Below are 24588 nucleotides of genomic sequence, written 5' to 3' on the forward strand. Positions count from 1 at the left end.
GCGGTGTCCCGGCGGTCGGACGTGTGACCGAACGGCTTTTGAGACGCGCCGGGCTACGCTGGGCCGATGAACGTCCTCGTCGTTGGCGCCGGTGCGATGGGTCAGTGGTTCGCGCGCACAGTCCGGGCCCACGCCGACGCCGCCGTCGCCTTCACTGACGTCGACCAGTCGGCCGCCGAAGCCGCTGCTGACGCGGTCGGCGGGCGCGCCGTCGCCAGCGATGCGGCCGAGACTTTCGATGTCGTCTGTGTCGCGGTCCCGATGCCCGTCGCCGAGACGGCCATCGAGGAGTTCGCGCCGCTGGCGACGGGTGCAATCGTCGACGTGACGGGGAGCATGGCAGGCCCAATCACGGCGATGCAGGACGCCATGCCCGACGGGCAACGACTGAGCCTCCACCCGCTGTTCGCCCCCGAAAACGCACCCGGGAACGTCGCCGTCGTCGCCGACGCGTCGGGACCCGACGCTGCTGCTGTCGTCGACGCGCTTGATGCGGCCGGCAACAACTGCTTCGAGACGACGGCGGCTGAACACGACGCGGCAATGGAAACAGTCCAGGCCAGCGCCCACGCGGCCGTCCTCGCGTTCGCGATGGCAGCCGACGACGTGCCCGAGCGGTTTCAGACGCCGATTTCGGCGGGGTTGTTCGACCTCGTCGAGCAGGTCACCGGCGGCGACCCGCGGGTGTATTCCGACATCCAGGACGCCTTCGACGGCGCGGACGCGGTCGCCGACGCCGCCCGACAGATCGCCGATGCCGACGCTGACACCTTCAAGCGGCTGTACGAGCAACTCTCATGAACCAGGAAACACGCCAGCAGATACGCGAAAACGCCCAGTACCTCCGCAACGTCCGGCCGCTGGACCCCGAGGAGCTACAGGAGTACGTCGAGGGCCAGCCCCACCCAGCCGTCGTCAAACAGGTGCTCCGGGAGGAGGCGTTCGACCTGGGCATCGTCGAGCAAGACGACGGGACCTTCGTCCCAGCGCCCGACGGCCGCCTCTCGGTGGATTTCGACGGCGTCGAGCGGTTCCCCGACCGCTACGAACAGCAGGTCATGGACCTGCTGACGGAATGGGGTGGGCTGGAGTGGCACAGCGGTGACAGCGGTGACGAACTCCGGGAGCGCATCCGCGACATCAAGGAGCGGTACCTCCAAGGGAAGGCCGTCGAATACGACGAACTGACCGCGCTTGGCTACGCCGTTTACCACCTCCCCGACTACTACGCCGTGGCGAAGTACGTCCTCGCGGACCTCGCCGCGGACGGCCTGCTCCCGTCACAGCTCCGCGTGTTAGACGTGGGGGCCGGCGTCGGCGGTCCGGCGCTCGCACTCCGTGACCTGCTCCCGGACGACGCCCTGCTGGACTACCACGCCGTCGAGCCAAGCGCCGCCGCGGACGTGCTGGAGAGCTTACTGGAAGACAGCGGTCAGAACGTCCGCTGTAAGATTCACCGGGCGCTCGCCGAGGAGTTCGACCCGTCGTCGCCGCTTGTCGGCGACGACAGCGGTAGCGGGGGCGGAGACGGGGACAGCGGTAGCGACGACAGCACCGCCGAGGGGTACGACCTCATTGTCTTCGGCAACGTCCTCAGCGAACTCGACGACGCGGCGGCGACGTTGTATCGGTACGTCGAGGCGCTGGCCGACGACGGAACGCTGCTGGCACTTGCTCCCGCCGACCGCAACACGGCGATACAGCTCCGGCAAGTCGAGCGCGAGGTGGCCGACGGCGGTCCGGCGACGGTGTACGGGCCGGCAGTACGGCTGTGGCCCCACCAGTCACCCGACAGCGAGTCGTGGTCGTTCGACCGCAAGCCCGACATCGAGGTGCCGACGATGCAACAGCGCCTCGACGACCCCGCCGGCGGGACAGGTGAGTTCGTCAACACGGACGTGCAGTACGCCTACAGCGTCCTGCGGACGGACGGCAAGCGAAAGCACGACGTGACGCCGGATCGGGGCATTCACGCGCCGATGGCCGACGCTGAGAACTACGTCACCGACCGGGTGAACTTCCTCGGAGTCAAGCTTAGCCACGACCTCGCCGAGCGCGAGGGCGCGAACCCGCTGTATCTGCTGGGCGACGGCAGCCAGCAGGTCGACCACTTCGCCGTGCTCACCGAGGCGTCGATCCTGAACGAGGACCTCCGGACAGCCGACTACGGCGACCTGCTGTCCTTCGAGAACGCTCTGGTGCTGTGGAACGACGACGAGGAAGCCTACAACGTCGTCGTCGACGGCGAGACAGTCGTCGACCGGGCCCGCTAGCGGTGGGCTTTTCTCGGGGACGGCCTGACGGAGCGTATGGACGAGCCGACGATTCTGCTGACGAACGATGACGGCATCGAGAGCGCCGGCCTCCGGGCGCTGTACGACGGTCTCTCGACAGTCGGCGACGTGACTGCTGTCGCCCCGGCGGAGGACCAGAGCGCGGTCGGCCGGGCTATTTCCCACGAAGTGACCGTCCACGACCACGACCTCGGGTACGCCGTCGAGGGCACGCCGTCAGACTGCGTCGTGGCGGGGCTCGAAGCACTCGTCACCGACACCGACCTCGTCGTCGCGGGCTGTAACCGCGGGGCGAACCTCGGCGCGTACGTCCTCGGTCGCTCGGGGACTGTCAGCGCCGCCGTCGAAGCCACCTTCTTCGACGTGCCGGCGATGGCCGTCTCGATGTACATCCCGGTCCGCGAGGACGCCGCCTTCGCAGACATCGAGGCCAACGGTGACAGCTACGGCGAGGCCACCAAGGCGACGACATACCTCGCCGACCACGCAATCGACGCCGGCGTGTTCGAGCAGTGCGACTATCTGAACGTCAACGCGCCTGTTTCCGAATGGGGCGACGCGGAGATGACGGTTACGCGACCGTCCCACCTCTACGAGATGGACGCCGTCCGGGAGGGGAACGGCGTGACGCTTCACGACCGCATCTGGGAGCACATGGCCGAGGGCGACATCCCCGACCCCGAGGGGACCGACCGTCGTGCCGTCGTCGACGGAAAGGTCAGCGTCTCACCGCTGACTGCGCCGCACACGACGGAACACCACGAAGCCCTCGACGCCATCGCAGAAACGTACGACCCGGGAGACGACGGCGAGGCGGCCGACTGAGCGGACGATGCGGTTCCGTAACGCCATCCTCTTCGTCGCGCTCGCAGTCGCCTGGGGCAGCGCCTTCACCGCCATCAAAGCCGGCCTGGAGTACTTCCCGCCGATCCTGTTTGCGGCGTTCCGGTACGACCTCGCCGGGCTGTTGATGCTCGGCTACGCGGTGTACGCCACGGACCAGTGGGTCCCGAAAGGGCGGACCGACTGGATCGTCGTGGGTATCGGCGGCTCGCTCCTGATCGCCGCGTACCACATCTTCCTGTTCGTCGGCGAGCAGGGAACCACCAGCGCCGCCGCCGCTATCGTCGTCAGCCTCTCGCCGATTCTCACGACCGGGTTCGCACGTGCGTTCCTCCCGGACGAACGGCTCACGGCGCTGGGTATCGTCGGTCTCCTCGTCGGGTTCGTCGGCGTCGGCGTTCTCAGCAACCCCGACCCGAGCAATCTGCTCGACCCCCGAACAGTGTCGCTGTTCCTGGTGTTCCTCGCGGCCGCGTCCTTTGCCCTCGGGAGCGTGCTGACCCGCCGGTTCGACGACGATCTGGAGATCGAGACGATGGAGGCGTGGTCGATGCTGCTCGGTGCGGTGCTCATGCACGGCGTCAGTCTCGGGGCCTCTGAATCGATTGCCGACGTTCAGTGGACTGCTGAAGCCGTGTTGGCCCTGCTGTACCTGGTCGTCGTCGCCAGCGCGCTGGGCTTTCTCATCTACTTCGACCTGCTGGAGCGCCTCGGTCCCATCGAAATCAACCTCGTCTCCTACGCCGCGCCGGTCGTCGCCGCTGCCACCGGACTGCTGTTCCTCGGTGAGACGCCAACGGTCTACACCGGCGTCGGATTCGCCTGTATTCTCCTCGGGTTCGGGCTGTTAAAACGGGATGCGCTGCGAAACGAGGTCGCACGGTTCAACGGGACGCCGAACCGAGGCGATTGAGTCAGTCGCCGTGGTCTGCCGCCGCTGATACGTCCCGAAGGAACGCGACGATATCGTCTCCGTCAGCATCGAGCCCACCGCCCTGTGCGACCGTAGGCCGCCCGCCGCCACCGCCACCGAACTCCGTCGTCACGCGGTTGACCACCTCTCCGGCGTCGACGCCGCCGGTCGTCGCAACGCCCAGATACTGACCGTCGGCGTCCACCAGCGCGGTCACGTCGATCTCATCGCCGACGGCGCGCTCCGCCCTGTCGGCCAGCCCGTTCGCATCGAGGCCCGTAACAGTCCCGACGAGCCACGTCCGCCCGTCCACTTCAATGGCGTCGTCGCGCAGGTCGGCGATACGGGAATCGACGAGGCGTTCTCGGAGCGTCGACACCGTCTCCCTGAGATCATCGCGTTCTGACTGGAGGTTATCGACAGCGGCCGGCAGTTCCGCGACGTTCGTATCCAGCGACTGCGCGGCGGTCATCGCCCGCTCGTGCTCGGTCGCACGCTGGCGGATCGCCCGCGGGCCGACGGCGAACTCGACGCGAGTCAGCCCCTCACCGGGGTTGGACCGGCCCAGCACCGTCACCGGTCCGATCTCGCGCGTGTTCCCGACGTGCGTCCCGCCACAGGCTGCAACGTCCCAGTCTTCGATAGTGACGACACGGACCGTCTCGCCTTCGATCCCCTCTTCGGTTTTCGTGTTGAACGCGATGTCATCGCGGTCCAGTGCCTCCGCACGCGGAATCTCCTCCCAGGTCACGTCGTAGGACTCCCAGACGGCACGGTTAGTCAGTCCTTCGAGTTCAGTGAGCACCTCGTCGTCGATTTCGGTCGTCGTCTCGAAGTCGACCCGCACCTTCCCGGTGATAGCCGGCCCGAAATCGTCATCATCGCTGTCGTCCGGGACCGTCGCGCTGATATCGAACCCGCCGTAGCCGAGATCGGAAAGCAGTCGACGGCCAGCGCCATAGAGGACGTGGCTGGCCGTGTGGGCACGCATGCAGTACGTCCGAAACGCCGTGTCGATATGTCCTTCGACGGTCTCGCCCGAATTGAACGCCGGCGGCTCGGCCAGTTCGTGGACAATATCCCCGTCCTGGTGCTGGACGTCGACCACCTCGACGCCGCCGAGTGTCCCCCGGTCGGCCGGCTGTCCGCCGCCTTCGGGGTAGAAGTACGTCTCCGTTAGCACGACATCGGTCGTATCGATACGGTCGACAGTCGAGGTGAACGTCGTCACAGTGGGCTCGGCTGCGGCTGTTCCCGTCATCGGCCGTGGCTACGTCGGCGCGGACAAAAACATCTGGGCGTCACCCGGGACGGGCGAGCATCTCGGAACAGCGGACCAAGGAGAGCACAATCACCGCGCGTACAGGTCCAGTGCGGCGGTGTAAGAAGAGGCTTACGCCGTTCTCAGTAACTGCCGAGAGGTTATACGCTGTTTTCTGTCGTTTCCGCTCTCGATACGGTGCTACTAATTAAATACCGGCAGTGACGCTTACAGATCATGCTCGGGAGTGGGGACCCATCGATAGTACTCTGGCTGCTTGTGGGCTGGCTGTTCACCATCGGACTGTTCATGGCGCTCCTGTATGCGTCCGGCAAGCGGGACCGCTGTGAGCAGACCCGCGCGAAACTATAGGAACCGTCCCGCCGGACGGCAGGACAGCAGCGTCTGACGTTCGGCTGACGGTCCCCTCGAAATCCACGCTCCGTCTTGCGGTTTTCACTTTCACCGTGAATTACCCGATTATATGAGCCTTGGCTCCCTGTCTGGTGATATGATCGAGCAATTACGCCGGGTCGTGGGGACTCGACAGCAGTCGCACCTGGAGTGTCGGCGCTGTGGAACCACCATCGAAACGGATGCCACGACCTGCCCCGCTTGTGGTTCCGGCAACATTGCACAGTACGACCTCTGACCGCGGCGTCGACTCTCCCGTCTGCTGGTTTCTCTTTTCCAAACGCTGTCGGGCGGGTATATTTCACCGACTGTTCGCTCAGCGACGAAAGAACAGGCCGACAGCAGGCTTACTGCTCGACAGATTCCCACACGTCAGACGATATCTTCGCCTCAGCGTTATCGGGATGTGTCACCGTCAGTCGGTCGCCGGACTCGATGGCGATGAGGTCGACAGTGTTGCTCTCCGTGTGATTCCGCGTCGGGTACGTAAACGGGCGTGACCGCGTCGGAAGGTCGCTGATCGACGGGCACTCCGGCGGCACGACGACGTCGTCGGCGAACCCGTCGGTGTGGATCTTCGATTGTGGCTTGTCTCGACCACGCGTATCGAGCCACTGGAGGCATTTCTCCCCAACCGAGATGGTCTCAATGGCTGAGCGCACCCGGTGCCTGACCCGTTCCAGAAGTGAGGGCGGCGGCACCTCACCGTTGTCCCCCCTGCTCCGGGCACCCTGTGGCTCATCCATGGGTGTGAGACTCATAGACAAAGCTAGGGAAGCACGGTACAAAACCGTTGTGTCGGTCCGGTTCAGAGTTCGATTCGCTCGACGATCTGGTTGCCGTCTTCGCGGGAGTTGAGCGCGACGATGCGAACGTGTTCCTCTAGGCCGGAGTCCTTGAGCTTGGCTTTCAGGAGATTGTCGACCTGGTAGACGCCGGCCGCGTTGTTCATCGCGATTTCGACGAGAACAGGGTAGTCGTCGCCCGGGCTCAGCGTCACCGTCTCGATAGCCTGGCTGGAGACGGTGTCGATACCGCGACCGCCGCGCTTGTAGGGAATCCGCGACCGACCGCGTTCCATATCCAGCGCGTCGGCGACGCGAACGACGCCGGCTTCCAGCGTCAGCGGGTTTTCTTCGGTGTGATGGCAGAGAATCGCGTGCAACACTTCGCCTTTCACCTGAACCGCCTGGCGGATGTCGTAGAACTCATCGAGCAGGTCATCGAGGATGTCGGCCGCCAGCGGGATCGAATAGTAGGGGTGTGCATCGCGGTGGACGACGTGTCCGATGTCGTGCAGCGTCGTCGCGAGCGCGATGATGACGGCCTCGTCGGCCTCATCGAGGCCGTGATCGGCCGCGCCGTTGAACTCGACGCCACCCTGTTTGAGGAGATCATACAGGCACAGCGCTCGGTTCCGAACGATATCGATATGTTTCGCGCCGTGGTCGTTGTACCGCTTGCGCGCGACGGGGTTGATGTTCTGGGCTTCGAGATACGCCTGGATCTCCTCGTCAGCCGAGACGGTGTCAAGGACTGCGTTCAATCGCCCATCCGGAAACGCGTGGTCCGCCTCGGGATCGTAAATACGGCCGCCGGTGTCGTCTCTGTCAGCACTCATACCACAACCCAGACGACCCACAGCGAAAAATCCCCCACCGGCGCGGTCAGGTGGCGGCGTCGATCACTTCGTCGTAGTCCGGTTCGACACCGGGGTCGTCGCTGACCCAGGCGTACGTGATGTCTTGGTTCTCGTCGATAACGAAGACGGCTCGCTTGGCGACGTTCGGCACGCCGAGCGCCTCGAAGTCCATCGAGATATCGTAGGCGTCGACGATCTCCCGCCCGGAGTCGCTGATGAGGTCGAACTCGAGTCCAAGTTCGTCCCGGAACGCGTTCTGTGAGAACGGTGTGTCGATGCTGACACCGTACAGCGTCGCCCCCGCGTCGGTGAGTTCGTCGAGTCGGTCCTGGAACGTGTTCATCTCGTGGCTGCAAACGCTGGTGAACGCCCCGGGGAAGAACGCGAGAACGATAGGCCCGTCCTCAAGCGCCTCGGACAGCGTTATTTCATCGATGTCGCCGTTTGCAATCGGTGCCGTGAAATCGGGCGCAGCGTCTCCGACTGATACCATACTGGCGACCTGGGCCCTGGCAGGTAAAACCCTTTCCGACTGGTCAGAACTGTGCGAACTTCGCCGTGACCTCGTCGATCCACTCCGGCAGTTCGCGGTCCGCAAGTGTCCCGTCGGCGTCCCGGGTCGTGACAACGTCGGCGATCTCTCCCTCGCGTGTGATATCCAGTCGCCAGACCCCGTCAGCCTCGATGTCGACCCGAACGACGTCCTCCCCGACAGGTTTGATCGGTCGAATCGTTACCTCTTCCCCGCTCCTGACTTCCATCGTGTGACTATCGGCCGGCATCTGGTATCCCTGAGCGCCCGACAGTAGTTATATCCCCGGGCGGGGGAGTCTCCCTTTCCGGGGCCGTGCCCGGCGAGCAGCGATTTAACAAACGTATAATGAACTGACAGTACTGTATAGCCGTTGTTGCGGGTGTGAACCCGCACGCGGACAGACCACGCAGGCAAAACATGGCCACGGCAGTCGTGTCACCTGGACAGCCACAGCTATCGGCCTGGTCCCGTGGACATGTAGCGGTCTATCTGTCGACGTGCCGTACCAAGCCACCACACGGCCGGGGACACGGTGTCTCGAATTGCCCCTTCCGATCCACCCCCATTACACCCACTCCCCCCATGCCGGGCCTCGCCGTCGGTTCCCGGCGAGGCCGTTTCCACAGCTAACCAGTCACGGATCGTCTATGACGCGTGGTCCGTCTCTGGTCCCTATCAGAGCAGCGCCCAAAGCAAGTCCCGACAGCAGCGATTCGACTGGCAGGCCGTCCTGAGCAAAAAGGTTATAATAGCAACCACGTAACCTTCGGATACAATGTTAGGGACATCCGGAGTACTGTTCCCGGGGATGCCCGGGACGACGGAGATGATGGTCATCCTCCTCATCGCCGTCCTGCTGTTCGGTGCAAATAAGATTCCGAAACTAGCGCGGTCGACTGGCGAAGCCATGGGCGAATTCCAGAAAGGGCGCGAAGAAGTCGAACAGGAACTCGAAGAGATGCGTGAGGGCGGCTCCGCAGAAGGGACCGACGCGTCCACCGTGGACGCGGCCGAGTCGACCGAAACGGCGACGGAAACCGAGACGTAATCTCGACCACTTCTCCGTTTTCAGCGGTCTGTAGTGATAACGAAAGCATTTTTCGCCGGTCAATCAACCACCCGATAGGGCGTGTGGCCTAGTGGACCAGGGCGAGGGGTTCCTAACCCCTAGAACGCGGGTTCGAATCCCGCCACGCCCGTGCAGCGAACGCAGTGAGCGAACCGGCATGGCGGGATTCTAATCAGGGAGGTCGCGCGCAGCGAAGCGAGCACGTCCGACCGTGGTTCGAATCCCGCCACGCCCGCGTCGTGGTTTCTCGCGTCCGCTCGAAACACACTTGCGGCCGTGGCGTAGCTCGCAAACGCTCCGCGTTTGCTCACTCCCGCCACGCCCGTTACCGCCGAGCGACAGCGAGGCCTGTAACGGCACGGAGTTCGAACCCTGCAAGTCGTAGCGCGAACGAAGTGAGCGACCGTCTTGCTCCGGTTCGAACCACGCCGCGGCCGTGCAGCGAACGCAGTGAACGAACCGACACGCCAACACAACGCCTGAGATGCCAACGTATAAGTTTAGGCTTGCCTAACCCCTGCTGAAATGGACCGGGAGCCGTCCGAGCGGGCGGATGTCTGTGTCATCGGGGCCGGGCCAGCGGGGGCGCTCATCGCGAGTCGACTCGCCAGCGACGGCCGCGACGTGGTCGTGCTGGAAGCCGGACCGCGATTCGATACGTCGAAACGCGAGCAGCAAATGGAGGCGGCGATTCGGCCCGGCGACCACGGCTCCGTCTGGGAGATGGGCGGGGACCGCGACGCGTTCAGCACGAGCGGCGAGCGGTACTACCCGCTGAACGTCGCACGGGTGAAAGGCGTCGGCGGCTCGACGCTACACTGGCAGGGGATGGTGATGCGGTTGCATCCGTCGGATTTCAACGGGAGCCACGACACCGACGACCCGGCGTGGCCGATCAGCTACGACGACCTCCGTCCCTATTACGCTGACGCGGAGCGAGCGTTTGGAGTCGCCGGCGACGCCGACAACCCCTTCGCACCGCCGCGGGACGGTGCGTATCCGCTACCCGGCTTCCCCCCGTCGTACAGCGACTCGCTATTCGCGGAGGCCTGCGAAACGTTGGGAATCACGATGCACTCCGTCCCCAACGCTCGGAACTCCGAACCGTACGACGACCGGGGGCCGTGTGTCGGCTACGGAACCTGCCAGCCCATCTGTCCCTCCGGGGCGAAATACGACGCCAGCGTCCACATTGAGGACGCCGAGGCAGAGGGTGCCAGAGTCATCGACCGCGTCCCGGTCCAGCGCCTCGTGACCGACGCCGACGGGCGCGTCGAGGCGGCTGTCTACGCGACGCCGGACGGCACGGAACACCGCCAGACGGCCCGCGAGTTCGTCATCGCGGCGGGCGGCGTCGAGACGCCGCGGCTCCTCCTGCTGTCGGCGAGCGAGGACCACCCGTCGGGGCTGGCCAACGGGTCCGGCCTCGTCGGCCACTACTTCATGGACCACCTCTTTGCGGGCGCTGGGGGCACGCTCGACCGGGAAACGCGCCAGAACCACGTCGGCTTTCTCACGAGCGAGTGCCACCAGTTCTACGACGACCCCGGGCAGGCAGTCGAACGCGTCACGGACGGCGAGACAGTGGTCGAGGCCACTGACGCGGCGCTGTCGCCGCTGAAACTGGAGTTCCTGAACTACGCCGGTCCGTCGCCGGTCGAACTCGCGCTCTCCGGCGAGGATTGGGGAGACACGCTGCTGTCGAGCCTCCGCGAGAGCTACGGCAACTCCATCGCGATGGGCGGCCTCGTCGGCCAGCCGCCGCGGAAGGAAAACCGGGTAACGCTGGACACGTCGACGACGGACGACCACGGGAACCCGGTGCCGGACATCCAGTGGTCCTGGGGCGACCGGCTGGAGCGCTCGCTCGCTCGGACGAACGAGATTCAACGCGCCGTGCTGTCGGAGCTGGGCGTCGACATCTCATGGACGGTCGGTCCGGAGGACACCGGGCCGGCGTACCACCACATGGGCACGACGCGGATGGGGACCGACCCCGAAACGAGCGTCGTCAACCCGCAACTACGGACCCACGACGTGGCGAACCTCTCAATCGCGTCCTCCTCGGTGTTCGTCACTGCCGGGTCGATGAACCCGACGCTGACCATCGCTGCGCTCGCGTTGAAGTGTGCGGATCACATCGCTGAACGGCTCTAATCGGCAAATTCAGTGAACACTGCCTTGCTCCGGCGGGTGACCGACCGGAGCCCGGGCGCGCCGTGGGCGAGCCAGACGGCGACGGCGAGGCCGAACAGCCCGAACTGGAACAGGACGTACGGCTCGAAGGAGAGCGAGGCGAACTGCTCGACGAAGGAGGTGTCGTTGGCGTACGGCGGCGGAGGCTGGAGCGGCCAGACGAGAAAGCGGAGCCACTGGAGCTGTGTCAGGTCGCCGCCGAGCAGCCCTGCCACCGCTGACGGGCCAATATCCGTCAGCGTGTGTACGAACGCACCGATGGTGAAGGCCCCCGAGAGATCCGTTCTGCGATACCACGCGGCGATGCGGTGCAGGACCACGGCGAGAAGAATGAGCGTGAACAGCGAGTGAGCGAGCGACCGCCCGGACGGCAAGATGCCGAACGTCCAGGCGAACGGTTTGTCGATCAGGTCCGGGAACTGCGACCCCACCGCAAGAGCGGTGAGCGTCGCCGCGGTCTGGCGACGGGTCGGGTCAAGACGAGTGTACACGACGTAGACGAGATAAGCGACGGCGAGGTGTCCCCACGGCCACATTGCGATTCGGTACGCCGGATAGTGATTTGTATCTGCTGATACAGGTCCATGAGAAGAATCGCAGAAAACCGCTCGGTCAATCGTCAGTACAGGCCGAGAATCGCCCCGGCGTCGAGCAGGAGCAGAATCGACACAACAGACGCTCCGAGCAGGAACGGACGTGCGTTCCGGGCCGGTTCGCGGACCTTCTGCTGGTCGAAGCCGTCGTTGAGTTTCGACGCCCCGACCTCGACGAGGCCGGCCAGAATGAACCACAGGACGATCATCGTGATGACGAGGTGGCCGCGACCGGTTCCTGTCAGCGACTCGGCAGTGTAGCGAGTCGCCGCCAGATGCCCGCCTGTCAGAAACAGGAGCAGGGCACTCGTCCGGGAGACCGTCTGAAGTTTCCCGGTAATCGCCGACAGCGGCCCCGGTGAGGAGTCGCCGTTCAGCGCCGTCGGGAGCACGGCGTAAGTCATGAACAACACGGTTCCAGCCCACAGCGCGGCGAATATCAGGTGGACCCCGAAGATAGCCGCGTTTACGACACTCATATGCGGCGGTTGGACGCAATCCTCTTCAACGTCGTGGGTTCGGTGTGGCTACTCCGAGGTATCGAAGGCGTCCAGTGCGTCCGCGTCACCGGACATATCGAGTTCTTTGACCGCGTCTGTGTCAGCCGAGATGTGCGTCTCGCGGTCCGTATCGTAGTCCAGCTGGTCGATGAGATGGACGAACGAGCCGGGATCGGGGATGAGGAAGATGCGAAGCGAGAACGCTACGTCGCTCTCCTTGATGTCGACGAGCGAGTCGAGCACGATGGTCAGCGAGTCCCGGCGGACGTGCGAGAGGGCCTTGTCGGCGATCTCGGACGCGTCGTCCTGGACGACCGTCGGCGTCCCCATGTTGATGGTCGCGTTCAGCGTGTTCGCGATGCCATCGATAAAGCCCGAAGTGAGGATGTTACACATCTCCTGGAGCGCGGACTCGTGGAGTTGCGTGAACCCGTCCTCGACACTGGAGCCGGTCATCAGCTCCGCGATTTCGGCGGCCGTTTCCGTCTCGAAGGTCATCAGGAAGACGCCGTAAGGCGGCTCAGTCAGGCGAACGCGGGCGCTGTAGATGGTCCCGCCGCCCATCTCAGTGGCGATGTCCTCCGGCTGGACAAAGGAGAGGCTCTTGATCTCGACGGCGGCGTCGACGCCGGCCAGCGTCGCCAGCGAGTCGGCGACCTGTTCGGCCCCATCCTGAATGAGCCGCGTAATGAGCGTGAGTTTCCGGATATCGATGAGAAGCGGCATTGGACGCTATCAGGACCCATGGTGTGTTACCGTTTTCGGTGGGGGCGGATTCCCGGGCCCGAACGGCGATTCACCGTAACGCTCATTACCACTGACTGACAGGGCTTCGGTGGGGAGCGTGCTATTCCGTGTCTCACCCGTCATCGACGGGTTTCACACGGGAGGCCGCCAACGGATTTCTGTGCGGGACTGGCTATGGAGCCGCGGCCACGCCCGATGTGAGCACGCTTAAGCCGCCCCGTCCGTTTTGCACAGCCATGGAACCACGGGACCTCTCCGCTCACACTGTCTACCGGGCAGGTCGCGGCATCGAGGAGGTCGCCCGGGAACTCGGTCTCGACCCGGACGACATGGTGAAGCTAGCGTCGAACGAGAACATGTACGGGCCGAGCCCGAAAGCCGTCGAGGCGATCCGCGGGGCGGCCGAGCGGATGCACTCGTATCCGAAGGCCTCCCACGCCGACCTCGTCGACGAACTGGCGGCGCTGTGGGACGTAACGCCGGAACAGGTGTGGCTGAGCAACGGCGGCGACGGCGCACTGGACTGCCTCGCTCGGGCCATGCTCGACCCCGGCCAGGACGTGCTCGTCCCGTCGCCGGGCTTCGCCTATTACGCGATGAGCGCCCGTTATCACCACGGCGAGGTCAACGAGTACACGCTCTCGAAGGCTGACGACTTCGCCCAAACCGCCGACACCGTCCTGAAGGACTACGACGGGGAGCGCATCGTCTATCTCACCAGCCCGCACAACCCGACCGGCGCGGAATTCTCGACCGACGCAGTCAGGACGATTGCCGAGGAGACCGAGGAACAGACGCTCGTCGTCGTCGACGAGGCCTACGGGGAGTTCACTGAGAAGCCGAGCAAGCGGCCGTTGTTGACCGACCGCGACGACGTCGCGCTCCTGCGGACGTTCTCGAAGGCCTACGGACTCGCCGGCATCCGCCTTGGGTACGCAGTGGTCCCCGAGGACTGGGCCGACGCCTACGCCCGCATCAACACGCCCTTTTCCGCCAGCGAACTCGCCTGCCGAGCCGGACTGGCGGCGCTCGACGACGACGAGCACGTCGAACGCTCCGTCGACACCGCCGCGTGGGCCCGGGAGTACCTCTCCGAAGAACTCGACGCACCGACCTGGGACAGCGCGGGGAACTTCGTCCTCGCGGAGGTCGGCGACGCGTCGGCCGTCGCGGACGCCGCCCAGGAACGGGGCGTCATCATCCGCGACTGTTCTTCCTTTGGGCTGCCTGAATGCATCCGTATCACCTGCGGCACGCGCGAGGACACGGAGCGCGCCGTCTCGGTACTGAACGAGGTCATCGAGGTGGTCGAGGCGTGAGAGTCGCCGTCACCGGGACGCCGGGAACTGGCAAGACCACGGCGACGGAGCGACTCGACACTGACCTCGACGTGCTCCATCTCAACGACGTTATCAAAGACGAGGGGTTCTCGACGGGTATCGACGAGGACCGCGGGAGCCTCGTCGCGGACCTGGACAGACTGTCCGAGTGGCTCGATGGCCGCGACGACGTGCTGTTCGAGTCCCATCTCGCGCATCACTTTGAGGCCGACCGGGTGATCGTGCTGCGAGCGCACCCTGAAACCATCGTCGAACGGCTCCGGGAGCGCGGCGACGACGATTCGAAGGCCTACGAGAACGCGGAGTCGGAAGCGCTCGATGTCATCCTCGGGGAAGCCGTCGAGGAACACGGCATGGAATCCGTCTACGAAATCGAGACGACGGACCGGACCCCCGAGGCGGTGGCGAGTGAAATCCGGGCCGTCGTGGACGGCGAGCGGGAGCCGAGCGCGGGGACCGTCTCCTACATCGACTGGCTATGACGCTCGATAAGTTCCGTCCGCTGGCCGACCGTGCGCTCGGTCCGTTCGTCAGCGCCGCAAAGGTGGCCGGGCTGTCACCAAACGGCGTCAGCGTCATCGCGTTCCTGCTCGCGCTGGGAGCCGGCGGCGTGTACGCCGTCGCGACACGGGACCCCCTGCTGTATCTCGGCGGGGCCGTGCTGGTCTTTCTGAACGGCTGGCTCGACCTCGTAGACGGCGCGCTCGCGCGGGAGCTGAACGTCGCGTCCTCGGGCGGCGACCTGCTGGACCACGTGCTGGACCGCTACGCCGACATCGGCATTATCGTCGGCCTCGCCGCCGGCGTGAGCCAGTGGGAACTCGGCATCGCCGCCGTCACCGGCGTCCTGATGACCTCCTATCTCGGGACCCAGGCCCAGGCGGTCGGTCTCGACCGCGTCTACGGCGGCCTGCTCGGCCGCGCTGATCGACTCGCTCTCGTGGGTGTCGTCACGGGCGTCGCGGCGTTCGTCCCGGCCACGCTGGCCGGCCTGACGCTCGTCGGCTGGCTGCTGGTCGTGTTCGCCGTCGTGGGCCACGTCACCGCGGCCCAGCGGTTCTATCACGCGATGGGGGCGCTGGAGTAGCCAGCGCACCATTTATACGGTGCCCCGTCCAAGCCGTCGGTATGGTTCAGTGCGAGATGTGCGGGACGGAGGTTTCCTCTCCGAACCGCGTCAAAATCGAGGGAGCCGAACTCGACGTCTGTGACGAGTGTACCGACTTCGGCACGGAGGTCAAGACGGAGGAGACGTCGTCCACGTCGACGAAGTACTCGACGTCGTCTTCCTCGTCATCGTCGTCGAGTTCGTCCGCCTCGTCGAGTTCCTCGGGTGGTGGCGGGTCCGGCGGCCGCCGTCGGGACATGTTCGACGAGATGGACGAGATCGCACAGGATTACCACGACCGAATCCGCAAGGGTCGGGAATCCCAAGGCCTCAGCCAGGAGGAACTCGCCAAGCAACTCAACGAGAAGGCGAGCCTGATTCGGAAACTCGAACAGGGGAACTCCCTGCCCAGCGACGATGTCCAGAAGAAACTCGAAAGCGCGCTTGAGATCTCCCTGAGCGCCGGCGGCAGCGCCGACGAGACGGAGTGGTCCGGCGGCAGCAGCGACGGCGAGTACACGCTCGGCGACGTCGTGAAACGGAAGGACTAGGTTACAGCTGGAGGTCGTCTTTCTCGACGTCGAGTTCGTTCGCGAGCGACTCGACGTTCGACGAGATGGTCGCGATCTCGTCCTGGAGTTCTTGGTACCGCTTGCTGTCTTCCAGCTCTCGTTGGGTCTTCTCGACGCGGAGGACGTTGCGTTTGAGCTTCTTCGACGTGAGCTTCTGGAGCCGCTCGTTGTACTCCCGGATCTTGTACAGCCGGTCGACGACCTCCCGAAGGTCGTCGCGGGTGACGGGTTTGACCAGGTAGTCGTCGACGCGCATCTCGATGATGTCGAAGTCAGGGTCGACGGCGGTGACCATCGCGACGCGGCACCGAAGCCCTCGCTCCTCGATCTGTGCGAGCACTTCGTTGCCGGAGACGACCGGCATCCGGCGGTCGAGCAACACCACGTCGATATCGGGCGACAGCAGTTCTAACCCCTCCTCACCGCTGTAGGCCGTCTGCACGTGATACTGGCCGGATAGATAGTCGGTGTACAGGTCGGCCAGGTGCTGTTCGTCCTCGACTATCAGAACGGTCGGTGTGTCGTCATCCCCTGCTGTCACGGCTTGTCTCGTTTCTTGTCTCGGCTGAACCGTAATAATTGTCACCCCCGAGCGGCAGGCCGAGATGGAACGAAGGCGCGGTGGCGAGCGCTACCAAGCGGCCGCTTCGCAACCTATTTCCCGACAGCAGCCGGTGCGTTTCGTATGTTCGTCCTTGTCAATCTGAAGGCGTACCCGTGTGACCCAGTCGAAGTAGCGACCGCCGCCGCTGACGTGAGCGACGACTCCGGCGTTCGCGTCGCCGTCGCGCCACAGGCCGCACAGATCGGCGCTGTTGCCGAAACCGGTGTCGAGACGTGGGCCCAGCACATCAGCGCTGTCGAGCACGGCAGCCACACCGGCAGCACCCTCGCCGAGGCCGCTGCAGATGCCGGCGCTGTCGGGACGCTTCTGAACCACTCCGAGAACCGGCTCAAGCTCGCGGACATCGACGGCGCGCTCGACGCCGCCGACCGCGCCGACCTCGAAACAATCGTCTGTGCGAACAACCCCGCACAGATCGGCGCGGCCGCAGCGCTCGATCCCGACGGCGTCGCCGTCGAGCCGCCGGAACTCATCGGGACCGGCACGCCCGTCAGCAAGGCCGACCCGGACATCGTGACCGGCGCAGTCGACGCCGCCGCCCGCGTCAACGGCGACGTGGACGTGCTCTGTGGCGCTGGCATCTCGACGGGCGAAGACCTCGTCTCCGCGAGCGACCTCGGTGCGACCGGTGTGCTGCTAGCAAGCGGCGTCGCGAAGGCCGACGACCCGCGTGCGGCGCTCGAAGACCTGGTCGAACCGCTGCTGTAAGATCGCCGTTATCGCGGTACTACCGTTTCAGTCGCCGTCTCCGTCCAGGAACGCCGATTCGAGTCGGGTGACGACGGACTCGACCTCGTCTTCGTCGAGTCGGCGGTCGCTCTCCTCTCGAACCAGTTCCGCGAGCCGGGCGTCGTACTTCCCGCGGCCGACGTGCTCGACCAGCCCGCGGAGCCGGAGTTCCCTGTTTCGCGCGTAGGCCGCCGTCCGGTCGCCGGAGCCGCCCGCCGAGAAGTGGGCGTTCAGCGGTGTCCCGGGGCCTTGTTCGTGATAGTACGTAAGCATCCGTCGAGTCTTTCTCTCCAACTCCTCGACGTCGGCTCGCAGGTCGCTGTAGACGGCAGGACCGTCGAAGTCGGATGTTGCCTCGTCGGTAGCGGAGCCAGTTGCCTCGCTCGACTCCTCGGCTTCGACGGCCTCGGCGATGGCTGCTCTCAGGTCCTCGTCGTCGGTGTCGGTCGTGTCTGTATCGGCCTCCCCGTTCACTGACACGGCAGCCGCGCCGGTTTCTGCGCTGGCCCCGTTCGTCGCTGTGTCCGCGTTTGTGGCGTGGCCGTTCGTCGCCGCTTCGTTGCCCGCGCTACCGCCGTTCATCGCAGCCCCGTCTTCGGCGAAGGCGCTGAACGCGTCGCCGAACCCGCCGCCGGACGTGGCGTCGGCTGTCTCGCCCGACGCCGGTGGCTGCTCGTCACGGGGGCTGTCGGCGTCTGCTTCCCCGTCGGAATCCGACGAGTCGGCGAACCGCTCGCGCTGGCGGCGCATCTCCTCCTGTGCCGTCCGGCCGGGGTTGTAGTCTTCGGCCTGGTTCAGCATCGCCTCGGTGAACTGCTCGGCCATCCGCGAGAGGTCCCGGGCGTCCTGCAGTTCCGCTTCCAGTTCGGCGATGCGGGAGTTCTTCTTGTCCAGTTCCTCGCGGAGTTCCTTGATGCGGTTCTCCGTCGCCTGCTGTTCCTCGCTGATGGTCTCCAGTTCGGAGACGAGGTCGTCGCTGACGGACTTGAGTTCCGGGCGCTCGAAGTCGTCGAGGCCGGGCGTCGCGCCGGCGTCGAAGGTCTGCTTGCGGTGGAACTGGACCCGGCGGACCTGTTCGGCCCAGTCGTTCATCATGAACGCCTCGCCGTCGTCTAAGTCCTCGACGGCGTCGGCGTACTTGTTGTCGAGGATGCGCCCGACCACCTTCGTGTCGTTGTTCCAGGTCAGGCGGTGCCAGACCAGCCAGTCGCACTGGGTGATGTAGTCCTTCTTCACGTCGGCGGGGCGCTGGCTGATACCGACGATGCCCAGCCCGTGTTTCCGGCCGCGCTTTCCGATCTTGATGAGCATTTTCCCGACCTCGCCCATCGATCCCTTCTCGGGCATCCACTCGTGGCACTCCTCGACGAGCATCAAGAAAGGCTGTTTCTGCTTTTTCGCCTTGGCGAACAGTTGCTTGGCGACCTCGGTCAGCAGCGTCTCGGCCTCTTCCTCGTCGAGGAACGACGAAATGTCCAGAATGATGGGGACGTTCTGCTCCAGCGCCAGCGAGGCGATCTTGCCGGCGTGGTCCTCCGTGACCTGGATGTCACACTCCTCGTCGCCGCCGACGTGGAGGATCTCGTACTCCTCTTTCAGGCCGTAGTACTCGCCGTCGATGTCGACGATGAGCAGGCCGAAGCCGTTGTCGAGCAGTTTCTCGGCCACCACGCTCGCCGTGTTCGACTTCCCGGACCCGCTCTTGCCGGTGATGAATCCCCGGCCGGTCAGCAGTTCCACCACCGGGAGATCGACCGTCTCTCCCGGTTCCCCGGTCCCACCCGGCCCCGCGCTCGTTGTCGCGACGGTTATCTGTTCGGTCTCTGCCATGCGTTTCTGTCGGGAAGGAGACGCTCACGCCCCATAACTCTCCGTCAGACGACCGTCAGCTGTGAAACAGGTTCGGAGACGGTCTCGGAAGGGGTAACGGCTATTGTGGTCGCACACCTTGTCACAGTCGTTCGGCGGGGGCTGTCCATGGACAGGTACGAGACGTTCGTCGAGGACGGAACGGTGTACGTCGGGAGTGACGACGGCCCGCTGGAAGTCGCACCGCTGGAAGACATCGTCGCAGCCGCTGGCGGCCCGGCCTGGACGATCACCTACTCCGAGGCCGAGAAGGAGCGATACGCCGGCATGGACACCAGCGACGAGGGGTTGGTGGTCGACGTGGTCGACATGTTACACGCGATGACCCACAGCCAGCGGTTCGTCGAGACGCTGGCCGCGCATCCGACGGAAGTCCCGGCAGATGACACCATCTCACCGCGAGCGGGCCTGTTCGTCGGGAAGCTGCTGGAGAATCTGGAACACGGTGTCGCCTGAGCTTAGAAGTCCGCGAACGTGGTCTGGCCCGGTGGGAGCGAGATGTGGTTCTCACCGCTCTCTGTCCCCTCGCTCGCCGCATCTCTGGCGGCCTCGTTGCCGCCGTCGCTCTCGGCGAACGTCCCAAGCCCGACCTGTCCATCGGCGTCCTGCTCCTCGGCTGCCGCCCCGTTGTTCGCGGTGGAGTGATGATCCGTCCCCCCGGTTTCGGCGTCACCGCCGAACCCGTCCAGATTGGCCTGCTCGCCGGCTGAGAAGTCCAGGTTCGAAACGCGGACGCCGACCTTCCGAACCGGATCGTCGTCGAACTCCCCGAGGAGGTCCAGCGCGACGCGCCGGACCAGGTCGGGCTCCTCGACCGGGCCTGGAAGCGAACGGGCGCGCGTGTTCACGTCGAACGGCGGCGTCACGACCTTGATCCCGATGGTCTGATAGCGTGCGCCCTTCCGCTGGGCGCGGTCGGCGACGGCGTCGGCGAGCGTGCGGACTTGCCGGCACTTGGCCTCCAGTTCGGTCGTCGCCTCGGTGAAGGCGGATTCCCGCGAGAGGCTTTTGGGGTCGCCTTTCGGCGTCACCGACCGCTCGTCCTCGCCGCGGGCGTAGCGGCGTATCTCGCGGCCGCGCTCGCCGAAGCGCTCGGCCAGCAGTTCCGGGTCGGCCGCCGCGAGGTCGCCTGCGTTCTGGATATCGAGTGCGTCGAGTTCCCGGGCGGTAACCGGGCCGACGCCGTGGACGTCCTCGACGGGCAGGTCGGCGAAGAACTCCCGGACGGTTCCGGGTTCGACGACGACCAGTCCGTCAGGCTTGTCCCTGTCGCTGGCCACCTTCGCGGCGCTCATCGTCGGGGCGACGCCGACGCTCGCCGCCACGCCCACCTCCGACTCGATGGTGTCTTTCAGGTCCCGCGCCCACGACTCGACGGTCTCCCAGGAAACGCGGTCGGTGACATCTAAGTACGCCTCGTCGATGCTGACCTCGCGGACGACGTCCGCTTCCGCGTGGAGGATTTCCCGGACATCCGCGGCGACGGACTCGTAGAAATCCATATCCACCGGGCGGTAGAACCCCGCGTCCTCGACATCCAGGTCGGGGTCCTCGACGGCCTCGACTTTGCGGGGGAGCCGCTCCAGCGCCTCGGAAATCGCCATCGCGGATTCGACGCCGTAGGCCCGCGCCTCGTAACTCGCGGTCGCGACGGCCCCGTGCGTCGCGCCGTTCTCGTACCCCATCCCGACGACGAGCGGCTCGCCCCTTAGTGCCGGCTCCCGCCGCTGCTCGCAGGCGGCATAGAAGCAGTCCATGTCCACGTGCGCGACTATCTGCTCGGGTCCGCTGGTCCCAGGGAGTCGCGCGGCGTCCATACCCGACGCTACGCGTACTTGCAGAAAACCCCACCGGCCCTCGTCGAAGCCAACAGGTCAAAACTCGGACTGGTGTCTCGAAAACACCCCAAAAACGGGAGCAGGGAAAGTGGTGGGGGTGGGGGTGGGGTGTCAGATGCTCCGTACGCCGTCGGTTTCGAAACGATACGTGGCCGGTGGAGTGGCCAGTCTCCACCGGCGAGTTGTCGTCCGCCGATGCCAATCCCGGATGGTACGACGGTCGTTCCCGCCGGGAGCGTGGAAGCTCCATGTTAACAAAGATCATGGTATCACTTCAATGTTGGCCGAAGTTACACCTCAGCCACATGTTTACCCCTCCCCAACCGCGGCCCGCTCGAAACGCTTTCAGTCCTCTCCCCACCACTGCGACGTAATGACGGAACTGACGGATTCGCTGCCAGATAGGCCGCTCTCGACGAGCGAAATCTCGGCCCTCGAAGCCCAGCACGACGACTACGGGTTCGCGCCGGTCGGGTTCTTCCCCGATCTGGACGTGGTGGCCGCCTTCGTCGTCATCATCCACGGGGACCGAGGGTACAGCCTCGGCTACGACCGCGACGGCGACGGCTGGGTCGTCGTCGAGTCCTTCGAAGATGGCCAGGACTTCGCCGGCGTCACCGACCGCCTGCAGGAGTGGATGGGCGACGACTGGGAAGAGTTCGAGCAGGCCGCTGTCGAGCAGGAGTAACGGCATCAGTTGGCTCCTCAGCCGGGCAGAGAACGAACGCAGCGACGCTCAGACGCCGGACAGCGCATCAGCTCGTTGGTATTGTGGACTGGAGAATGCGGCGGCCGGGATTTGAACTCGACTGCAAATCCTCGCTATCGCTCGGATTTCCGTAGTTCAAATCCGCCACTCCGCATTTCCGACTCACGAATTGTTCGTCGGAAAAGTGCGGCGACCGGGATTTGAACCCGGGCCATGAGCTTGGAAGGCTCAGGTCCTACCACTAGACCACCGCCGCGCTCTCACTCCGTTCGCGCGCGGCGTGCCTCGCAAATCCGTCGGATTTGCTCACCACCGCCGCTCGTTCCGCGGCATCAACCAACGGAACGCGAACGTACACGTCCATAGATGGAAGGCAATTAAGTGCGTTTCCCTTCCGGCTCGACGACCCCGTAACAGTTGCCGCTTGACAGCTCCAGCGAGACGAGCCGAAGGTCGCTGTCGGCGATATCGCGCTCGAACTCGGCCGGCGCGTAGATGTGGTAGAACCGCGGGACCGTCTCGCCGCCGGGGAGCGTCCAGTCGACGGTCGTATCGAAACCTTCGTCCGCGTCGGGGTCGGCGTCGAAGCGGTCGTGGGCCGTGCTCCACGCGCTGACAAGCGCCCGGCCGTCAGGTGCGAGCACGCGGGCCAGTTCGTCCAGACTGGCGCGGCGGGCGGACTGTGACGGCAGGTGATGAAGCGTCGCGACGTACACGGCGAGGTCGACGGTCCCGGCAGCGAGCGGGAGCCGGGTCGCATCGCCCTGGAGCAGGTCGACGCGGTCGCCGACGCGGTCGGTCGCCGCCCCCAAGAGCGCGCGGCTGGCGTCGAGGCCGACGACGCGACTGGCGACAGCCGTGAGCAGTTCCGCGTGGCGGCCGTTGCCACAGCCGATGTCGAGCGCCGTCCCGACGCCGTCGGACGCATCGACGAACGATTCGACCTCCGGCCAGGCGTACTCGCGGGTCTTCGAGAAGTGGTCGCCGATGTCCTCGTAGGTCCGGCGGACGGCGGCCCGCGATGGTTCGCCGTCGGTCTCATCGCCGCCGTTCGGATCAGTGGACGGCATCGGTCGACCGCGTCACTCCGCGCCGTACTTGTCGGGGTAGGCCTCGGCGAGGAGGTCTTCTTCGTCGGCCAGTCGCTCCCGGACCGGGTCGATAACGTCCGAGATGGCGGCCGCAGCCGACGGCTTCAGGTCGGCGGGGTGGAGTTCGCCGCTGACGAAGTCCGCCTCGACCTCGTCGTAGCTCTCGTAGGTCAGGTCGCCGCCGTACTCCTCCGGGCGCTCGACGACGAAGGATTCGTCACGGACCTCCAGGATCGGGAAGACGAGGTGGTTGAGGTACTCCAGCACGCCGTTCTCCTCGACCTCGCCGGCCGGGCAGTACGCCTGCCCGATTTTCTCGTCGACCTCGTCGGGGCTGTCGGTGAGGTTGACCTTCGACGCCTCGTCGGAGGCGCTCATCTTGCCGCCCGACAGGCCCGACAGAAGCGGCGCGAACAGACAGATCGGCGACTCGCCCCCGTGGTCCGGCAGAATCTCGCGGGAGAGCATGTAGATGCCGCGCTGGTCGACGCCGCCGTAGGCGATGTCGGCATCCAGCGCCTTCACGTCGAGCGTCTGCATCAGCGGGTAGATGAGCCCGCCCAGGTTCGGGCTCTCGGACGCGCGGACGACCTCGCTGGCCGCACGCTGTGTGCGTGAAATTGTCGTCTCGGCGGCCATCCGGTACATCTCAAGCGTGTACTCCTCGTCGAGCTGGAAGTCGGTTCCGCGGACGAAGGTTACGTCGTCGGGGTCCGCGCCGGCTGCTTCAATCATGCCCTCGATGGCCGTCTCGTAGTAGGCCGAGCGGGCATCCAGCAGGTCGAACGGCGACTTGTTATCGTCGAGGTGGGCGTGCAAGTCAGCGATGAGAACCGTCACGTCGACGCCGGCCCGCAGGAAGTCCGCGAGCTTTCGCATCGTCGTGAAGTGGCCGATGTGCATCTCGCCGGTCGGCGCGTAGCCGATGTACGCCGACGGGTCGCTCTCCTCGAACAGCGTCCGCAGTTCCTCCTCGGTGACGACCTCTGTGGTGTGTCGCGTCACCAGATCGAGTCGCTCGGCGATATCCATACCGCAGTGTGGCCGGTCCGGCGATTAAAACGTTCCTGTCCGGTGTGACGGGCTGTCGAGGTGGGCCGTACTGTTTTATGACTTAATATACGGGCAAGGGGAGATAGTACTCCTGTCGGGGCAGTATAGCGTCGATGGGTCCAAATACAGTCAGTCCAATATCCGCACATGTATACGGGGAAAACCGAGAAGGCCTGCTGTCTGTGTGGGAACCCGGACACCGCGACCCGTCTGGACCTGCCGCCGCGGGCGGTCCCGCTGCTCAAGCACGCCGACCCCATCGCCTGGCAGGACATCGTCGGCGAGGTTTCCATCTACTTCTGTGACTCGGACTGGGAGACGGTGCGCGACCTTGTGTTAGAGACCGGAATGAGCCCGCTGTCGCGGTGCAACGCCGCCCGCGCCTCCTTCGACCTCCGGGAGGACTTCGAGGCGCTGCTGAACGACATCCGGGACGAGCCGGACCACACGGAAATCGAGGCCGAGATGCGAGCCGAGGCCGAGGAGGCGCTGGCGAACCGCGACGACCCCTACGTCGAGGAGCGCGATCTCGTCGAGGCCCGGGTCATCGAATGGGTGTTCGAAGACACCCAGGATGAGTAATCCTACGAAGGCAGCGGTATCGCTCCGTATCCAAACTGTTTTGACCACCCACAGCCGTGTGTCAA

The 24588-nt window shown here is 65.3% G+C and carries 28 protein-coding genes and 2 tRNA genes; 16 read left to right on the plus strand and 14 right to left on the minus strand.

Going from position 1 to position 24588, the window contains the following annotated elements; all coding sequences use genetic code 11:
• Nucleotides 1–66: 66 nt before the first annotated feature.
• Genes ACY9XZ_RS00265 through ACY9XZ_RS00280 form a run of 4 tightly spaced genes read left to right on the plus strand, consistent with a single transcriptional unit; the run spans nt 67 to nt 4050 of the window.
• On the plus strand, nt 67–801 hold the full coding sequence (locus ACY9XZ_RS00265) for a prephenate dehydrogenase/arogenate dehydrogenase family protein (RefSeq protein ID WP_463455107.1): 735 nt from the start codon (nt 67–69) through the stop codon (nt 799–801).
• Nucleotides 798–2273 carry a small ribosomal subunit Rsm22 family protein gene (locus tag ACY9XZ_RS00270; RefSeq protein WP_463455108.1) on the plus strand — a complete coding sequence of 492 codons (1476 nt, stop codon included), beginning with the start codon at nt 798–800 and terminating at the stop codon, nt 2271–2273. Before ACY9XZ_RS00265 ends, ACY9XZ_RS00270 begins: the two co-directional genes overlap by 4 nt.
• 36 nt (nt 2274–2309) lie before the next feature.
• The gene (gene surE / locus ACY9XZ_RS00275) at nt 2310–3119 is read left to right on the plus strand and encodes a 5'/3'-nucleotidase SurE (protein WP_463455109.1); all 810 of its coding nucleotides are present in this window, start codon (nt 2310–2312) and stop codon (nt 3117–3119) included.
• A 7-nt stretch (nt 3120–3126) separates the two neighbouring features.
• Nucleotides 3127–4050: a DMT family transporter gene (locus ACY9XZ_RS00280; protein WP_463455110.1), complete on the plus strand. Its 924-nt coding sequence runs from the start codon at nt 3127–3129 to the stop codon at nt 4048–4050.
• A gap of 1 nt (nt 4051) precedes the next feature.
• On the opposite strand, the gene ACY9XZ_RS00285 is transcribed toward ACY9XZ_RS00280, so the two are convergent.
• On the minus strand, nt 4052–5311 hold the full coding sequence (locus ACY9XZ_RS00285; protein ID WP_463455111.1) for an alanyl-tRNA editing protein: 1260 nt from the start codon (nt 5309–5311) through the stop codon (nt 4052–4054).
• Between the two features lie 237 nt (nt 5312–5548).
• On the opposite strand from ACY9XZ_RS00285, the gene ACY9XZ_RS00290 reads away from it, so the two are divergent.
• Nucleotides 5549–5683 (plus strand): hypothetical protein, encoded by a 135-nt coding sequence (locus ACY9XZ_RS00290; protein ID WP_463455112.1) that lies wholly within the window; start codon nt 5549–5551, stop codon nt 5681–5683.
• Between the two features lie 389 nt (nt 5684–6072).
• Here ACY9XZ_RS00290 and ACY9XZ_RS00295 read toward each other — a convergent pair whose 3' ends face one another.
• The 4 genes from ACY9XZ_RS00295 to ACY9XZ_RS00310 form a co-directional block, all read right to left on the minus strand.
• A complete protein-coding gene (locus tag ACY9XZ_RS00295) occupies nt 6073–6471 on the minus strand; it encodes a hypothetical protein (protein WP_463455967.1) in 399 nt (132 codons plus the stop codon).
• 62 nt (nt 6472–6533) lie between these two features.
• On the minus strand, nt 6534–7346 hold the full coding sequence (locus ACY9XZ_RS00300) for an HD domain-containing protein (RefSeq protein ID WP_463455113.1): 813 nt from the start codon (nt 7344–7346) through the stop codon (nt 6534–6536).
• A gap of 46 nt (nt 7347–7392) precedes the next feature.
• Nucleotides 7393–7860 carry a peroxiredoxin gene (locus tag ACY9XZ_RS00305; RefSeq protein ID WP_463455114.1) on the minus strand — a complete coding sequence of 156 codons (468 nt, stop codon included), beginning with the start codon at nt 7858–7860 and terminating at the stop codon, nt 7393–7395.
• Between the two features lie 43 nt (nt 7861–7903).
• Nucleotides 7904–8149: a hypothetical protein gene (locus tag ACY9XZ_RS00310; protein WP_004515651.1), complete on the minus strand. Its 246-nt coding sequence runs from the start codon at nt 8147–8149 to the stop codon at nt 7904–7906.
• Nucleotides 8150–8710: 561 nt separating this feature from the next.
• Here ACY9XZ_RS00310 and ACY9XZ_RS00315 point away from each other — a divergent pair.
• The 3 genes from ACY9XZ_RS00315 (at nt 8711) to ACY9XZ_RS00325 (ending at nt 11128) form a co-directional block, all read left to right on the plus strand.
• Nucleotides 8711–8950: a twin-arginine translocase TatA/TatE family subunit gene (locus ACY9XZ_RS00315; protein ID WP_463455968.1), complete on the plus strand. Its 240-nt coding sequence runs from the start codon at nt 8711–8713 to the stop codon at nt 8948–8950.
• Nucleotides 8951–9027: 77 nt separating this feature from the next.
• Nucleotides 9028–9101: transfer RNA gene (locus ACY9XZ_RS00320), tRNA-Arg, on the plus strand.
• 395 nt (nt 9102–9496) lie between these two features.
• Nucleotides 9497–11128: a GMC family oxidoreductase gene (locus ACY9XZ_RS00325; protein ID WP_463455115.1), complete on the plus strand. Its 1632-nt coding sequence runs from the start codon at nt 9497–9499 to the stop codon at nt 11126–11128.
• On the opposite strand, the gene ACY9XZ_RS00330 is transcribed toward ACY9XZ_RS00325, so the two are convergent.
• From ACY9XZ_RS00330 to ACY9XZ_RS00340, 3 genes are all read right to left on the minus strand, one after another.
• The gene (locus ACY9XZ_RS00330) at nt 11125–11703 is read right to left on the minus strand and encodes a metal-dependent hydrolase (protein WP_463455116.1); all 579 of its coding nucleotides are present in this window, start codon (nt 11701–11703) and stop codon (nt 11125–11127) included. The genes ACY9XZ_RS00325 and ACY9XZ_RS00330 overlap by 4 nt on opposite strands.
• A gap of 83 nt (nt 11704–11786) precedes the next feature.
• Nucleotides 11787–12239: a transporter gene (locus ACY9XZ_RS00335; protein WP_463455117.1), complete on the minus strand. Its 453-nt coding sequence runs from the start codon at nt 12237–12239 to the stop codon at nt 11787–11789.
• Nucleotides 12240–12287: 48 nt separating this feature from the next.
• The gene (locus tag ACY9XZ_RS00340; protein ID WP_463455118.1) at nt 12288–12986 is read right to left on the minus strand and encodes a chemotaxis protein CheC; all 699 of its coding nucleotides are present in this window, start codon (nt 12984–12986) and stop codon (nt 12288–12290) included.
• Between the two features lie 257 nt (nt 12987–13243).
• On the opposite strand from ACY9XZ_RS00340, the gene hisC reads away from it, so the two are divergent.
• Genes hisC through ACY9XZ_RS00360 form a run of 4 tightly spaced genes read left to right on the plus strand, consistent with a single transcriptional unit; the run spans nt 13244 to nt 16006 of the window.
• On the plus strand, nt 13244–14326 hold the full coding sequence (gene hisC / locus ACY9XZ_RS00345; RefSeq protein WP_463455119.1) for a histidinol-phosphate transaminase: 1083 nt from the start codon (nt 13244–13246) through the stop codon (nt 14324–14326).
• Complete coding sequence (locus ACY9XZ_RS00350; RefSeq protein ID WP_463455120.1) at nt 14323–14829, plus strand: adenylate kinase family protein; 507 nt, start codon at nt 14323–14325, stop codon at nt 14827–14829. Before hisC ends, ACY9XZ_RS00350 begins: the two co-directional genes overlap by 4 nt.
• Nucleotides 14826–15434 (plus strand): CDP-alcohol phosphatidyltransferase family protein, encoded by a 609-nt coding sequence (locus ACY9XZ_RS00355; RefSeq protein ID WP_463455121.1) that lies wholly within the window; start codon nt 14826–14828, stop codon nt 15432–15434. Before ACY9XZ_RS00350 ends, ACY9XZ_RS00355 begins: the two co-directional genes overlap by 4 nt.
• A gap of 41 nt (nt 15435–15475) precedes the next feature.
• A complete protein-coding gene (locus ACY9XZ_RS00360; RefSeq protein ID WP_151099088.1) occupies nt 15476–16006 on the plus strand; it encodes a multiprotein bridging factor aMBF1 in 531 nt (176 codons plus the stop codon).
• A gap of 1 nt (nt 16007) precedes the next feature.
• Here ACY9XZ_RS00360 and ACY9XZ_RS00365 read toward each other — a convergent pair whose 3' ends face one another.
• Nucleotides 16008–16613 (minus strand): response regulator, encoded by a 606-nt coding sequence (locus tag ACY9XZ_RS00365; protein ID WP_463455122.1) that lies wholly within the window; start codon nt 16611–16613, stop codon nt 16008–16010.
• A 99-nt stretch (nt 16614–16712) separates the two neighbouring features.
• Between ACY9XZ_RS00365 and tpiA the strand changes: the two genes are divergently transcribed.
• Nucleotides 16713–17360: a triose-phosphate isomerase gene (tpiA, locus tag ACY9XZ_RS00370; protein WP_463455123.1), complete on the plus strand. Its 648-nt coding sequence runs from the start codon at nt 16713–16715 to the stop codon at nt 17358–17360.
• Between the two features lie 27 nt (nt 17361–17387).
• Here tpiA and ACY9XZ_RS00375 read toward each other — a convergent pair whose 3' ends face one another.
• Complete coding sequence (locus ACY9XZ_RS00375; RefSeq protein ID WP_463455124.1) at nt 17388–19211, minus strand: helicase HerA domain-containing protein; 1824 nt, start codon at nt 19209–19211, stop codon at nt 17388–17390.
• Nucleotides 19212–19358: 147 nt separating this feature from the next.
• Between ACY9XZ_RS00375 and ACY9XZ_RS00380 the strand changes: the two genes are divergently transcribed.
• Nucleotides 19359–19706, plus strand: coding sequence for a hypothetical protein (locus tag ACY9XZ_RS00380; RefSeq protein ID WP_463455125.1), 348 nt, complete (start codon nt 19359–19361; stop codon nt 19704–19706).
• Between the two features lie 2 nt (nt 19707–19708).
• Here ACY9XZ_RS00380 and dinB read toward each other — a convergent pair whose 3' ends face one another.
• Nucleotides 19709–21067 carry a DNA polymerase IV gene (dinB, locus tag ACY9XZ_RS00385; RefSeq protein ID WP_463455126.1) on the minus strand — a complete coding sequence of 453 codons (1359 nt, stop codon included), beginning with the start codon at nt 21065–21067 and terminating at the stop codon, nt 19709–19711.
• A gap of 394 nt (nt 21068–21461) precedes the next feature.
• Here dinB and ACY9XZ_RS00390 point away from each other — a divergent pair, with 394 nt between their 5' ends.
• The gene (locus ACY9XZ_RS00390) at nt 21462–21776 is read left to right on the plus strand and encodes a hypothetical protein (protein ID WP_463455127.1); all 315 of its coding nucleotides are present in this window, start codon (nt 21462–21464) and stop codon (nt 21774–21776) included.
• A gap of 206 nt (nt 21777–21982) precedes the next feature.
• On the opposite strand, the gene ACY9XZ_RS00395 is transcribed toward ACY9XZ_RS00390, so the two are convergent.
• The 3 genes from ACY9XZ_RS00395 to ACY9XZ_RS00405 form a co-directional block, all read right to left on the minus strand.
• A tRNA-Gly gene (locus ACY9XZ_RS00395) sits at nt 21983–22053 on the minus strand.
• A 121-nt stretch (nt 22054–22174) separates the two neighbouring features.
• The gene (locus ACY9XZ_RS00400) at nt 22175–22867 is read right to left on the minus strand and encodes a class I SAM-dependent methyltransferase (protein WP_463455128.1); all 693 of its coding nucleotides are present in this window, start codon (nt 22865–22867) and stop codon (nt 22175–22177) included.
• A gap of 12 nt (nt 22868–22879) precedes the next feature.
• Complete coding sequence (locus ACY9XZ_RS00405) at nt 22880–23920, minus strand: tyrosine--tRNA ligase (RefSeq protein WP_463455129.1); 1041 nt, start codon at nt 23918–23920, stop codon at nt 22880–22882.
• A 168-nt stretch (nt 23921–24088) separates the two neighbouring features.
• On the opposite strand from ACY9XZ_RS00405, the gene ACY9XZ_RS00410 reads away from it, so the two are divergent.
• Nucleotides 24089–24523, plus strand: a complete 435-nt coding sequence (locus ACY9XZ_RS00410; RefSeq protein ID WP_463455130.1) for a hypothetical protein — start codon at nt 24089–24091, stop codon at nt 24521–24523.
• The last annotated feature ends 65 nt before the right edge of the window (nt 24524–24588 follow it).

The sequence above is a fragment of the Haloarcula sp. HT12 genome (genome assembly GCF_055271655.1).